The following is a 12,758-nucleotide window of genomic DNA, read 5'->3' as shown; positions in this document are numbered from 1 at the left end:
AGTCTAAGTTGAAGATCACCCGCATTGCCGTTTGGGAAGTCCCTCTGACCAGCCATGAAACCTACTACATGGCGGATGGGAAAACCTGCGATACAACGACATCCGTGGTTCTGCGGCTTGATACGGATACAGGCTTGCAGGGCTGGGGGGAGGTCTGCCCGATCCCTCATTATCTGCCGGCCTATGCCAAGGGTGTCGTTCCGGCCGTGACCGAGTTGGCCCCGGTCTTGATCGGGGCCGATCCTGTTGGACCCGAGGCTTTGGTGGAGAAACTGAACGCATACCTTCCGGGCCACGACTATGCGAAATCGGCCATCGATACGGCGCTTTGGGATCTGACGGCGCAGGTGGCAAGTCTGCCCTTGTACAAACTGTTGGGCGGGCGTCAGGTCAAAGATATGCCGCTCTATCATTCGATCACCTGCGTTGCCCCGCATGAAATGGCCGGGATGGCGCGAGACGCTTTTGACAAAGGAATGCGCCAGTTTCAGGTCAAGCTGGGCGCAGATGCAGACTGGCAAACGGATGTCGAACGCCTGGCCAAAGTGCGTGAGGCCGTCGGCCCCGGCCCGCTGGTCTATGGCGATTGGAACTGCGGCAGCGATGCGTTGACAGCGATCCGCGTGGGGCGTGCGGCGGCCCATCTGGATGTGATGCTGGAGCAACCCTGCGCGACGCTGGAAGAATGCGCCCACGTGCAGCGCTCAACCGGTCTGCCGATGAAGATCGACGAGAACGCCTTGGATATCGCCTCGGTCCTTCAGGCGCATCAGTTGGGTTGCATGCAGGCCGTTGCGTTGAAACTGTCCAAGATGAGCGGCCTGTCCGCGATGCGTCAGATCCGCGATCTGTGTCTGACCCTGGGCACGCAGATGTGTATCGAGGATACCTGGGGCAGCGATATCACTACGGCTGCGCTGTTGCATCTGGCGGCCTCGACCCCGGCGCGCGGGATCATGAATACCTGTGACCTCAGCCACTATGTCGGCCCCCGCCTTGCGCCGGATGGGCCCGTTCGCGAAAATGGCCGCATTGCCCCACCCGAAGGTGTTGGGCTTGGGGTGACCCCCGACACCGAAGTCTTGGGTCAGCCCGTTGCCATCCTTGACTAAGCTGGCTAGGACAGTTGCCCGGTTTCTATTTGCAACGCGCTTGAGATCGCAATGTCCTGAGCCGCCAGCCCGGTCAGATCCGCGATAGTGATCTGATCAGTCGATTGCCTGCCAAGATGAGCGCCGGACAGAATGTTCCCGAGTGTGGTGACATCGGCCTCGGTCAGGTGGCCGGTCTTGGCAAGGGTTTGGAACTCTCCGTGATCCAGACATTGCTCGGGTGAGTCGCAAACCAGCAGATCGGCGCGTGCGATCAGATCAGCCTCAAGCTCCTGTTTGCCGGGGCAGTCCGCTCCGATGGCCGAGATATGCGTGCCCGGTTGCACCCAGTCGTTTGCGATCAAAAAGCTCTGAGAGGGTGTTGTCGTGATGATGACCTGCGCCGTCTTGCTGGCCGAGGGCAGATCATCAACCCGTTCAGCCTTTAGCCCCATTGCGGTCAGGTCATCGGCTGCCGCCTTGGCCTTGTCCGGGCACCGCCCCCAGATCAGGAACGACAGAGGTCGATCCGGGATTAACTGTTGCAGACACTTTGCCTGATGGCGCGCCTGCAAGCCGGTGCCGACAATTAGCACTCGCTCAAACCCCTCAACCGCAAGCGCCTGCGTCGCCAATGCCCCGCCGATACCGGTGCGGATATCGGTCAGCCAGCCTTCGTCCTGCAAAAAGGCCACCGGCGCGCCAGTTTTAGCCGAAAAGACAATGTTCATGCCGTTCGAGCTGGGCAAGCCTATGGAGGGATTGTCGTAAAACCCGGTTGCGATCTTGATGACGAAGGTATCGTCACCCTCGATATGGCCGGATTTGACGTGGCAATCCCCGGCGGCCTCGGGGAAGCCCAGATAAGTGACTGGCGGGGTCTGAACCCGTCCCTGTGCGACGGCAACATAGGCCGCGCGGATCGCATCGACGGCCTTTGAAAAAACGAACCGATCCTGAATCTGCGCCTTGTCCAGCTGGATCATCTATGCCCCTCTTAGGCGGCGCTGTGGCGGGCCAGAAAGCCCGAGAGTTTGTCCAGACCCGCTTTCAGATCCGCTGTGGGATTTGTGTAGCCCAGACGCAGCCAGCCCTCCATATCCATGGCGCTGCCGGGGGTCAGCATCACGCCGTCTTCTTTCAGCAAAGTCACGCACAGTTCACGCGAGGACATGGGCAGGTCGTATTTCAGCAAGGCCGTGGTGCCGGATTTCGGCTTGACCCACGTGATCAGAGGCTCTTGCGCGATCCAGTCTTCGACGATCTGCAGGTTTTCACGGGTTATCCGCTGCGCGCGATCCAGAATGTTGTCGCGATTTTCCAGTGCCATAGCGGCCAGTAGCTCATCGACCTGACCGACCGAGATAGTGTTGTAATCGCGGTGGATCATCACGTCATGCAGCATGTCCTTGGGTCCCGCGATCCAGCCAACGCGCAGACCGGCCAGAGAATAAGCCTTGGACATCCCCGCCGTGCTGATCCCCTTTTCGTAAAGATCAGCGACTGCCGCCGTGAAGCCATCCCCTGTCTGATCGGTACCGCGATAGACCTCATCACACAGCAGCCACGCACCGACGCTGCGCGCGATCTCGACGATCTGTTCCAGCATTTCGCGGTCCATCAACGCGCCCGTCGGGTTGTTCGGGTTGTTGATCGCGATCAGGCGCGTGTCGGGGCGGACCATGGCGCGCAATTCATCCAGATCGGGCAGGAACGCGTTTTCGGGCTTCAGGTGCAGTAACTCGATCTCGGCCCCAATGCTTTCGGGGATCGAGTAGTGCTGCTGATAGGTCGGGATCACCGAAATCACGTGATCCCCGCGCGCCACGAGGGTCTGATGCACCAGCGAGTTCGCCCCGATGGTGCCATGCGTGGTCAGGATGTTTTCGCGTGTCTGGTTTTCGTACAGGCTGCAAATCGCATCGCGCAACCGGTCCGAGCCTTCGATCGCGCCATAGGTCATCTTCATCGCTGACAGGTCGTTCAGGATGCTGTTATGCTGCCCGGCCATCTCGAACAACTCACCCAGAGTGATGGATTCCACGCAGGTTTCCGCGAGGTTGAGGTCGCATTTCGTCTCGAACTCATTCATCCACATTTCGACGCCGAAAGGTTTGATGTCCATGGGTCTTTCCTCCTGCTTTCAGTTACGCCGAAGCCGCGTCATAGACGGCGCGGGCCATGAAGATGTCCTCTAGCCCCAACCCGATTGAGCGGAAGAAGACCGGTTTGTCACCTGACGGCGTCTCGCAGGCCTCAACCTGCAATTCGGCCAGATCACCACGAACGTTGTCGGGTTGCCAACCGGCCTCGGCCGCCACTTTCATTTCTCCGGCCGAACCGGGCGTAGTGGCGCGATAGTCGCAATAGACCTCGGCCGTGGTCAGGAAGGCCGGGTCGACCTCATGCGCGTTGGCGACATTGGTGCTGATCGAACTGACCAATGTTCCATCGGCCACTGACGCAGTGTCGAACACGGGCGTACCGGACGAGGTGCAGAGCATGACGACATCCGCGCCCTGACCGGCGGCTTCCGCGCTGTCGGCCAGTTGGACGCGGCTATCTGTCGCCTGCCACTGCGTTGCCAGTTCAGCGTTTTGCGCAAGGTTGGGGGAATAGACGCGAATAACGCTCCAGTCGCGCAGGGCCAGCACATGTTTCAGATGTGCTTGCGCCACCTTGCCAGAGCCGATGATCGACAGAACCGTTGCCTCAGGACGGGCGAGGTGGTCGACGGCCAAAGCGGTCGTGGCCGCGGTGCGTTCGGTCGTCAACTCACCGGAGTCGCACAGCATCAGGGGTTGGCCGGTTTCCATCGACATGAGCACTGTCCATGCCGTGATCACGGGCTTGCCGGGGCGCACCAGATAAGGCGAGAGTTTGGCACCAAACAGATCGGCCCCGGTGCTTGCCCCCAGATAGGTGATGAAATCGCCCTTGTCTTCGGGGAACAGCGTCAGGGTTTGTGACGGTTGCACGGCTTGCCCGCGCCCAAGCTCGGTAAACAGCGCGCGCATCGCGGCCAGCGCGTCAACTGAGGGCAAAAGCGCGGCAACGTCTGAGGCGTTCAGCACGATTGCGGATTTTGAGGTGTCGGTCATGACGGAGTCCTTGGTCTTTCGGTGCGGGGCAATCCCCGATGTGTCTTAGCGGGAGGGACGCGGGCAGGGAATGCCCTTTCATCCACGTGGGGATCAGACCCCTGCGTCCTTGATCACCGACAGAAACGTCGGCAGGCCGATGTTGCGGCCACTGATGACGACGATGGCGCGTTTGGGGGCCATCTCGCGCACCTCAGGGCTGAGCGCTGCGATCACCGAGGTGATCGAACCGCCCTCGACAATCATGCCTTCGCTATCGGCAAACCGGGCCATTTCAGGCACCAGCGCGTCCTCGGGGATCAGAACGGCGCGATCCATGAAATCGCGAATGATCGGAAAGGTATAGCGATTGCGCAGGCCGATTGCCCCCGTGATGCTGCTGGCAAGGCTTGGGAATTCCTCGACATGGACCGGTTTGCCCGCCTCAAGACTGCGCACCATGCCCGGTTCGACCTCCATCGACGACCCGACAACGGAGATATTGGGTGAAATCGACTTGGTGGCCAGCGCAATGCCAGACAAAAGACCGCCCCCGGACAAGGGCGCGATGATCATGTCCGCATCGGGCAAGTCGGTCAGCGCTTCTAGCGCGATCGTGCTTTGCCCCGCGATAACGTTCAGATCGTCAAACGGATCGGCCCAGGTATAGCCGTGCTGCTCCATCAGCCGATCCGCGTGATCTTGCGCCTCGTCCTGAGTGTCGCCATGCACGATCACCTCGGCCCCGAGGTCGCGCATCGCCTGACGCTTGTTTTCCGGACAAAGCGAGCAGACAACCACACGAGCCGTGATCCCCAGACGTTTGGACAGATAGGCCACGGCCCTGCCGTGATTGCCGCTGGACACAGCAATGATCCCGCGCGCGCGTTCCTCGGCGGTCAGTTGCAGAATACGGTTTGAGGCCCCCCTCAGTTTGAAGCTGCCTGTGGTTTGCAGGTTCTCCAGCTTCAGCCAGATTTCAAAACCTGCGCGCTCCGATAGGGCCTCAGAAAACGCCAGGGGTGTCTTGCGCACGATGGGCGCGATCCGCTGCGCGGTGCTCATGATCTCTTGCAGCGAGACATAGCTGTCGGGGGTCGTCATGTCAGGGGTCCTGCCGTTGCGTTCGATGCCATCGGGACACCATGTCAGAAACCGGGCGCGAGAAAATCCATTTTTTCTGAAGTGAACTTATGGCGGTGCAAAAGTGACGGCGCTCAGCTTTGAGTTTCAGCCAGCGCTGTCAGGAACAAATCGACACGTTTATCCCCGTGGGCCTTGCGGGAGACCAACTGAATATCGGTGTCATAGGCAAAGACCTGCGGTAGAACTGATTTCAGCTCACCTCGCTCAATCCATGGCGCGCAGGCGTGGCGGGGAAGGTAGCCGAGGTAAAGGCCGCTAAGGACCATCGCTAGCATCGCCTCCATCGTGGCCGCTGTTGCGGTGCAGGTAAAAGGCCCAAGCGCCTGATGCCTGTCGCGATCATCAAAGCTGCGTTTGGAATACTGCGCTTTGGTCACTGCCTTTTCGATTTCGTCGGGGTCATGCAGATCATAAATCGGGTTCAACCGCCCGCAGCACAACAGCTGTTGTTCGACATAGACTGTTTCGGCGCGAAGCGAGGGGGACAATTCCTGAAATGGCCCGATGGCAATGTTGAGTTCATTGTTCAGCAAGGCGCGCTCCATCTGAGGGGCGCTCATTATGGCGATGTTCAGCGAAATCTCCGGCGCTTGCGCGGCAAACCTCTGGATCACCTTGTAGATCGGACACGAGAGATTGGTCAGAATCGCATCGTCCATCGCGATGTTGAATTGACCCTGCATGTCGCTCGTATAGGCTTGAACCGACTTGTTGAAGGACCCGATCGCAACGCTGAGCGAGCGGAGTTCCTGATACACAAGAAGCCCCCCTTCGGTCAGCTGAAACCCACCGCGTCCGCGGTCACACAGGCGAAAGCCCAGCCGCGTTTCCAGGTTCGAGATTGCGGCGCTGACGGCAGACAAGCTCATGTTCAGCCCATATTGCGCGGGGGATAGCCCTCCGGCCTCGACGACATGGGCAAATACCTGCAAAAGCTTCATGTCCGCATCTTGCAAACGCAGTTGAACATCGGACGTTCCGCCCTGATCAGCCGTGCGCAAGTTTTTGGTCTTGTCTTTCAATTGATCCGCCCGTCGCTGATCCGGTTTCGCCACTATCTTTAAGTTAGGACGAACAAGAGGTGCAACTCTCAGAGCGTGTGGAACCCGGAATAGCTGAAACGCCAAAACCCCAAGAGCCGCAAGGGGGCCTTCCACTTTAAGTACAGGGCGCAAGGTCCAGCATCACAACCTGTGACCCAACACCTAGGGTCAGGATGCAAATCCTAAAAATGATTGTCGCTGCGAGGGCGATTGTACAAAGGAAGACTTTGGCGGCGATCATAACGTGTCGCCACGCGCATCCAATCCCTGAACCTACCAAACATGATCTTACATCACTGCTTGGCAGTGCATCGCGCAGTGATGTCCCGAAAGGGGATCACCATGGTTTATTCCTCGCCATGTTCGACAGCTGGGTCGACCATCATTTGGGAAAAGTGCTTTCCTCGCTCCTACGTTTCCATCGACTGTAGAGCGTCTTGTGCGGACCGTAGACCTCGTGCGCGGCTCGCTATCGTGTTCCACTACGATTGATGAAGAAAATCTCGCTCAGCACTTGTCCATCATCTCCATCATCGACCCGTGGCCTGCCGTGCGACTTCGGGAAGAAATGGGAAAGCTTGGCCATCTGCTCGTCGCTCCGCCGGATCAGATCGCTCATGCCATCGCTCCGTGTTCCAAGACGTGCATGATGCAGCGCATCGAAAATCAATGCATCCTGACTCTATGGTCTGACTTGCGTTCCTTTTATTCGGATAAGGCTCCCTAGACCGCCCGCACACACGCCAACCAGTATAGCAATCACGAGCTCAAGAGCTTCGATTTGCGCAAATTGAAAACCGGCAAAGACCAGTGTTTCAAACACGCCGACAAGCCCGCCCAGCGCCGCGCCCAGCCATATTTGTCTGGTCATCATCCCCAACGCCAGCCCAAGAATGCCGGGCAGGCTGAGGATGTTTCCACCGATTGTCCCAAGTATATCTAACATCTCTGACCCCTTGTTAATCGGCGCTGGTGTTGAGGAAGGACTGGATGTCATTGCCAGACACCGCCGCTTGTTTGTGCAGCGGTTTGCCGTCAACCGCTTCGGCTATGTCCTGATAGGTCTCAAGATATCCCGGCGGCAGGCTGTGAGCGATGCCCTGGTGGCAGTCGATACATGTCATTCCGGTGTCAATCGCACGCTGGTGCTCGCTAGCGGCGCGTGTTTCCTGCAAGGTAAAGTCCATATAGTCGAAGTTGTGACAGTTCCGGCATTCGCGGCTGTCGGATTCCTTCATCTTCTTCCAAACGGCCGAGGCCATTGCCAGACGGTGATCCTCGTATTTCTCTTGGGTGCTGATTGTGCCTGCGAGTTCGTGATAGACATCTTTCACGGCCATGATCTTGGCTTTGATCTTGTGGTTCCACTCATCCGGCACGTGACAATCCGAACAGATCGCGCGCACGCCCGAATGGTTGTTATAGTGAATCGTTTCGCGGTATTCGCCCAGATTGGTTTCCATCGTATGGCAGGAAACGCAGAATTCTTCGGTATTGGTCAGTTCAAGCGTCCAGTGAAAGCCACCCCAGAACAGGATACCCCCAAGAAAACCGGCCAAGATCAAAAAACCCGAACTGAACAAAACAGCCGGTGTCCAGAACGCGTTCCACAAGCGACCGATCCAGCCGCGTTTTTCAGGAGAGTCTGCCATCTTGGTGCTCCTTTCAGTCATACGTTGGATTAGTTGCTGTGGGATGGTTCAAACAAGTTATCGACCAAGGTAGGCGCATTTACCTGCGGCACGTGGCACTGATTGCAGAAATACCGGGTCCCTGCGATGTGATCCAACTCATTGCCGTCGCGATCGAGATAGTGGGTCATCGACAAGGTGGGCGCGTTGCGTTCGCCCGCAACTGTCCAGTCATGGCAGGACAGGCACTGGTTGGTCCGCGTGTCGATCTGGTATTGTTCGATAGAATGTGGGATCAGCGGCGGCTGCTGCCGGTAGTTCCGTACAATACGACCTTCCATCGTTTTGTGGACTTGATCCAGCGGGACCGTTTCATCCACTTCGCCGCCTCGCAGGGTCTCAACTTGTGCGGATTGCGCAAGGGCGAACCCGCTGAGGAGTACGACTGGGATCAGGGCGGCGACGCCTGTCAGGATTGGCTTGTTCATCTGTGCACTCCCTTAGATTGGTCTGGCCGTGCCCGCATCGGACGCGGGAACAGGATCGAAAGGCGCGACGACCTGATCGTCGAACCGGTGAGTAAACTTGAGGACATCCACCGCACATACATCGATGCAGCGGCCGCAATTCGAGCAATCGGGGGACAGGATCAGCGGCGTCGCGTCCGGTTTGCCTTTCAGCGCTGGCGAGATGACCTGGTTCTCCGGGCAGACGGCGTAGCAATCCATGCAATCATTGCAAGCGGTCCGGTTGGCGGCGCTGACACGCAGCAGGCTTTTACTACCGATCAGGCCATAGAAGGCGCCGACGGGACAGATATGGCCACACCAACCGTGACGGGCGACGACCAGATCAAAAATGAAGATCGCAGCGATCAGCGCCCAGACAAAGCCCGCGCCGAAAATCAGTCCGCGATGCAGCATGGTGATCGGATTGACCAACTCCCACGCAATGACGCCAGTCAAGCCCGAGACGATCAGGACCGTCGCCAGTATCCACAGACGGGTGGTGCGTTTGGGTTGCCAGCCTTTAGGCAAGTCCAGCTTGCGGTGCAACCAGTTGGCGGCATCAGTCACCGGGTTGATCGGACAGACCCACGAACAATAGACGCGCCCGCCGATCAGCGCATAGGCGACCAGAACAATGATTCCGCCGATCAAGGCGGTCAGTTCCGGCCAATGCCCGGCCACAAAGCTTTGCAGCAGCACAAACGGATCGGTCAGGGGCAGAATGCCAAGGGTCAGCGACCCCGCCAACGTTCCCTGCACGATCCAGAGACCGAACCATGGCCCCAGCAGAAACAACGCCAAAAAGAACAGTTGGCTTGTCCGACGCAGCAGCAGGAACTTGTGCGCACCGACCCAGCCTTTGGCCTCAATAGCTTCCTGACCAACCGGAACATGAGTGTGAGCGCTCATTGGCCTGCCCCCGGTAGGTTATAGGAGGGCGCAAAGCCGCCCGGCGCGGCCAGATTGTCTGTGCCAGGCCCTGGCAGGCGGTCGGGTAGGTCGATCAATCCGTCCACAAGCGGACCGCCGTGGCTTTCTTTTTCTTCCCAGCCCTTTCGATAGTGGTCCGCGCTGCTGCCGCGCGCCAATCGGGCGGGCAGTATTTTGATCGCAGCTTCGGGTAGAACACAGCTTTTCTCGCACATACCGCAGCCGGTGCAGCGGTCGGCATGGACGGTGGGAATGAACATCGCATGGTGGCCTGAACGCGCGTTGTGTGCGGTTTCCAGCGTGATTGCGTCGTCAATAACGGGGCAGACGCGGTAACAGACATCGCAGCGCAGACCGAGGAAGTTCAGGCAGTTTTCCTGATCGACCAGAACCGCAACGCCCATTTTGGCGTCGTCGATATTGTCCAAGCCCGGGTCCAGCGCGCCGGTGGGGCAAACGGCGACGCAGGGGATGTCATCGCACATCTCGCACGGCACATCGCGGGCGGTGAAATAGGGCGTGCCGGTTGCAACGGCATCGACCCCAAGTTCCGCTAGTTTCAGGGTATCGTAAGGACAGTCCCGCACGCAGAGCCCGCAGCGGATACAGGCTGACAGGAACTCTTTCTCCGACAATGCGCCGGGTGGGCGCAAGGCTTCCGCCGGCAATGCGCGGGCGTCGCGGGCCAACCAGGCCAGCAACGACCCGGCGACCACACAGCCACCTGCCGCGCGCGCGGAATCCTGCAGGAATCGGCGCCGTTGCGGCGAGAGAGGAGTACCGGTCAGGGACATGGGGACAACCTTTGCGATCCTTCCCGGTTAAGCGCGCTCGACCTTGCAGGCGCATTTCTTGAAGTCAGTCTCTTTCGAAAGCGGGCAGGTTGCGTCCAGCGTCAACTTGTTGGTCAGCTGATGCTCATCGAACCAGGGCATGAAAACGAGACCGCGCGGCACCTTGTTGCGCCCGCGGGTCTCGACCCGGCTTGTGACCTCACCGCGGCGGGTGGACAGAACGATCTCTTGCCCACGGCGCAGACCCCGATCTTCGGCATCCTGCGGGTGCATGTAGACAACCGCGTTCGGATAGGCGCGGTGTAGTTCAGGCACCCGGCGGGTCATCGAGCCCGAGTGCCAGTGCTCCAGCACGCGGCCCGTGGACAGCCACAGATCAAATTCTTCATCGGGCTCTTCGGCGGCGGGTTCGTAGGGCGCAAAGATGATGCTAGCCTTGCCATCGGGCTTGCCATAGAACTTCACGCCCGCGCCTTCGGGCACGTAGGGGTCATAGCCTTCGCGGAAGCGATAGAGCGTTTCCTTGCCGTCCACGACCGGCCAGCGCATACCGCGCGCCTCGTGGTACATTTCGAACGGTGCCAGATCGTGCGCATGGCCACGCCCGAAATCGGCATACTCCTCGAACAGGCCTTTCTGGACATAGTAACCGAAGTGTTCCGCATCGTCGTTGTGGAACCCTTCAGCGGTCTCGGACAGCGGGAACTGGTCGATCTTGCCGTTGGCATAGAGCACGTCATACATAGTCTTGCCGCGATGCTCGGGCATGGTGGCTAGCAGCTCTTCGCCCCAAACCTCTTCGACGGAGAAGCGTTTCGAGAATTCCATAAGCTGCCAGAGGTCCGATTTCGCCTCACCCGGCGCTTGCACCTGTTGCCGCCAGAACTGGGTGCGGCGCTCGGCGTTGCCATAAGCGCCTTCCTTTTCGACCCACATGGCGGTGGGAAGGATCAGGTCGGCAGACACGGCTGTAACCGTCGGATAAGGATCGGACACGGTGATGAAGTTTTCCGGGTTGCGATAGCCGGGAAAGCCTTCCTCATTGATATTGGGCGCGGCCTGCATGTTGTTGTTGCACTGCACCCAATAGGCGTTCAGGTCACCATCCTTCAGCTTGCGGTGCTGTAGAACAGCGTGGAATCCGGGTTTGTCCGGGATGGTGCCAGCAGGAATGTTCCATGCGGTCTCGCAAATCTCACGGTGTTTGTCGTTCGTAACCACCATGTCGGCGGGCAGACGGTGGGCAAAGGTGCCAACCTCCCGTGCGGTGCCACAGGCCGACGGCTGACCGGTCAGCGAGAACGGCGAGTTGCCCGGTTCGGAAATCTTCCCGACCAGCAGGTGCACGTTATACATCAGTGAATTCACCCACGACCCGCGTGTGTGCTGGTTGAAGCCCATGGTCCACAGGCTCATGACCTTACGGTTGGGGTCGGCATATTGCTGGGCCAGACGCTCCAGCTGGTCGGCGGGCACACCCGACAGCTCGGACGTGTATTCCAGCGTGTATTTCGAAACCGCCTCGGCATATTCCTCAAAGCTGATCGGTTCCATCTTGCCGCCATTTGGGTTCTCGGCCGCTTCCTGCAGTGGATGGTTGTCGCGCAGGCCATAACCGATATCGGTGACGGTTTTGGTGATGTTGACGTGGTTTTTGACGAAGTCTTCGTTCACCGCGTCGTTCTGGATGATGTAATTGGCGATATAGTTCAGGATCGCCAGATCGGTCTGAGGTGCGAACACCATCCCATTGTCGGCCAGCTCGAACGAGCGATGTTCGAAAGTGGACAGCACATGCACCTCGGAACCCGGTTTGGTCAGACGCGTATCGGTCAGGCGCGACCACAGGATCGGGTGCATCTCCGCCATGTTCGACCCCCACAGCACGAAAGTGTCCGCGTGCTCAAAGTCGTCATAGCAACCCATCGGCTCATCAATGCCGAAGGTCCGCATAAAGCCTACAACGGCCGATGCCATGCAATGCCGCGCGTTGGGGTCGATGTTGTTCGAGCGGAACCCGGCCTTCATCATCTTGGCAGCCGCATAGCCTTCCCAGACGGTCCACTGGCCAGAGCCGAACATGCCAACGCTGGTTGGACCCTTCTTGGCAAGTGCCTCTTTCCACTTGGCGGCCATGACGTCGAAGGCTTCGTCCCAACTCACCGGCTCGAATTCACCGTTCTTGTCGTATTCGCCATTGGTCTTGCGCAGCAAGGGCGTGGTCAGACGGTCCTTGCCGTACATGATCTTGGACAGGAAATAGCCTTTGATACAGTTCAGGCCCCGGTTCACAGGCGCGTCCGGGTCACCCTGGGTGGCCACCACACGACCTTCCTTGGTGCCGACCAGAACCGAGCAACCCGTGCCGCAGAACCGGCACGCCGCCTTGTCCCAACGAATGTCAGACGTGCCGACTTGCGCCTGCGCTGTGCCTGTGGCCAGCGGAAGACCAGCCGCCGAAGCGGTCGCGGCGGCAGCAGTTGATTTCAGGAAGGTCCGGCGGGATTCAGAGATGGTCATAGCATGGGTCTCCG

12 protein-coding genes and 1 pseudogene are annotated in these 12,758 nt (G+C 59.0%); 1 reads left to right on the top strand and 12 read right to left on the bottom strand.

The annotated features are described in order from the left end of the window. Positions 1–8 precede the first annotated feature (8 nt). Complete coding sequence (locus ACR0KL_RS06655; RefSeq protein WP_170679776.1) at positions 9–1,112, top strand: enolase C-terminal domain-like protein; 1,104 nt, start codon at positions 9–11, stop codon at positions 1,110–1,112. A gap of 5 nt (positions 1,113–1,117) precedes the next feature. Here the strand turns inward: ACR0KL_RS06655 and ACR0KL_RS06650 are convergent, their stop codons facing one another. The 12 genes and pseudogenes from ACR0KL_RS06650 to napA form a co-directional block, all read right to left on the bottom strand. Continuing rightward, a complete protein-coding gene (locus tag ACR0KL_RS06650) occupies positions 1,118–2,077 on the bottom strand; it encodes a Rossmann-fold NAD(P)-binding domain-containing protein (RefSeq protein WP_170679778.1) in 960 nt (319 codons plus the stop codon). A gap of 11 nt (positions 2,078–2,088) precedes the next feature. Beyond that, entirely contained in the window at positions 2,089–3,216 is a 1,128-nt protein-coding gene (locus tag ACR0KL_RS06645) for an aminotransferase (RefSeq protein ID WP_480776801.1), read from the bottom strand. A gap of 22 nt (positions 3,217–3,238) precedes the next feature. After that, positions 3,239–4,192: an ornithine cyclodeaminase family protein gene (locus tag ACR0KL_RS06640; protein WP_480776800.1), complete on the bottom strand. Its 954-nt coding sequence runs from the start codon at positions 4,190–4,192 to the stop codon at positions 3,239–3,241. 93 nt (positions 4,193–4,285) lie between these two features. Continuing rightward, positions 4,286–5,275 (bottom strand): pyridoxal-phosphate dependent enzyme, encoded by a 990-nt coding sequence (locus ACR0KL_RS06635; RefSeq protein WP_170679785.1) that lies wholly within the window; start codon positions 5,273–5,275, stop codon positions 4,286–4,288. Between the two features lie 113 nt (positions 5,276–5,388). After that, positions 5,389–6,339 (bottom strand): LysR family transcriptional regulator, encoded by a 951-nt coding sequence (locus ACR0KL_RS06630; protein ID WP_170679787.1) that lies wholly within the window; start codon positions 6,337–6,339, stop codon positions 5,389–5,391. Between the two features lie 371 nt (positions 6,340–6,710). Then, positions 6,711–6,979: pseudogene (locus ACR0KL_RS06625) on the bottom strand (transposase); the annotation flags it as partial. 63 nt (positions 6,980–7,042) lie between these two features. Continuing rightward, the gene (locus tag ACR0KL_RS06620; protein WP_170472389.1) at positions 7,043–7,306 is read right to left on the bottom strand and encodes a hypothetical protein; all 264 of its coding nucleotides are present in this window, start codon (positions 7,304–7,306) and stop codon (positions 7,043–7,045) included. A gap of 13 nt (positions 7,307–7,319) precedes the next feature. Then, entirely contained in the window at positions 7,320–8,012 is a 693-nt protein-coding gene (locus tag ACR0KL_RS06615; RefSeq protein ID WP_170679789.1) for a NapC/NirT family cytochrome c, read from the bottom strand. Positions 8,013–8,041: 29 nt separating this feature from the next. Then, positions 8,042–8,479, bottom strand: coding sequence for a nitrate reductase cytochrome c-type subunit (locus tag ACR0KL_RS06610; protein WP_170376987.1), 438 nt, complete (start codon positions 8,477–8,479; stop codon positions 8,042–8,044). A 12-nt stretch (positions 8,480–8,491) separates the two neighbouring features. Then, the gene (napH, locus tag ACR0KL_RS06605; protein ID WP_170679790.1) at positions 8,492–9,409 is read right to left on the bottom strand and encodes a quinol dehydrogenase ferredoxin subunit NapH; all 918 of its coding nucleotides are present in this window, start codon (positions 9,407–9,409) and stop codon (positions 8,492–8,494) included. Beyond that, positions 9,406–10,224: a ferredoxin-type protein NapG gene (gene napG / locus ACR0KL_RS06600; RefSeq protein ID WP_480776799.1), complete on the bottom strand. Its 819-nt coding sequence runs from the start codon at positions 10,222–10,224 to the stop codon at positions 9,406–9,408. Before napG ends, napH begins: the two co-directional genes overlap by 4 nt. 27 nt (positions 10,225–10,251) lie before the next feature. Then, complete coding sequence (napA, locus tag ACR0KL_RS06595) at positions 10,252–12,744, bottom strand: nitrate reductase catalytic subunit NapA (RefSeq protein WP_170679792.1); 2,493 nt, start codon at positions 12,742–12,744, stop codon at positions 10,252–10,254. Positions 12,745–12,758 lie beyond the last annotated feature (14 nt).

This window comes from Ruegeria sp. C8, assembly GCF_056537565.1.
This window is presented reverse-complemented; position numbering and strand designations above follow the sequence as displayed.

What these genes read in the sequence shown, in the direction of transcription:
- ACR0KL_RS06620 (WP_170472389.1), bottom strand. Translation starts at nt 7,306, where the DNA reads ATGTTAGATATACTTGGGACAATCGGTGGAAACATCCTCAGCCTGCCC.
- ACR0KL_RS06610 (WP_170376987.1), bottom strand. Translation starts at nt 8,479, where the DNA reads ATGAACAAGCCAATCCTGACAGGCGTCGCCGCCCTGATCCCAGTCGTA.
- napA (WP_170679792.1), bottom strand. Translation starts at nt 12,744, where the DNA reads ATGACCATCTCTGAATCCCGCCGGACCTTCCTGAAATCAACTGCTGCC.
- napH (WP_170679790.1), bottom strand. Translation starts at nt 9,409, where the DNA reads ATGAGCGCTCACACTCATGTTCCGGTTGGTCAGGAAGCTATTGAGGCC.
- ACR0KL_RS06615 (WP_170679789.1), bottom strand. Translation starts at nt 8,012, where the DNA reads ATGGCAGACTCTCCTGAAAAACGCGGCTGGATCGGTCGCTTGTGGAAC.
- ACR0KL_RS06645 (WP_480776801.1), bottom strand. Translation starts at nt 3,216, where the DNA reads ATGGACATCAAACCTTTCGGCGTCGAAATGTGGATGAATGAGTTCGAG.
- ACR0KL_RS06640 (WP_480776800.1), bottom strand. Translation starts at nt 4,192, where the DNA reads ATGACCGACACCTCAAAATCCGCAATCGTGCTGAACGCCTCAGACGTT.
- ACR0KL_RS06635 (WP_170679785.1), bottom strand. Translation starts at nt 5,275, where the DNA reads ATGACGACCCCCGACAGCTATGTCTCGCTGCAAGAGATCATGAGCACC.
- napG (WP_480776799.1), bottom strand. Translation starts at nt 10,224, where the DNA reads ATGTCCCTGACCGGTACTCCTCTCTCGCCGCAACGGCGCCGATTCCTG.
- ACR0KL_RS06650 (WP_170679778.1), bottom strand. Translation starts at nt 2,077, where the DNA reads ATGATCCAGCTGGACAAGGCGCAGATTCAGGATCGGTTCGTTTTTTCA.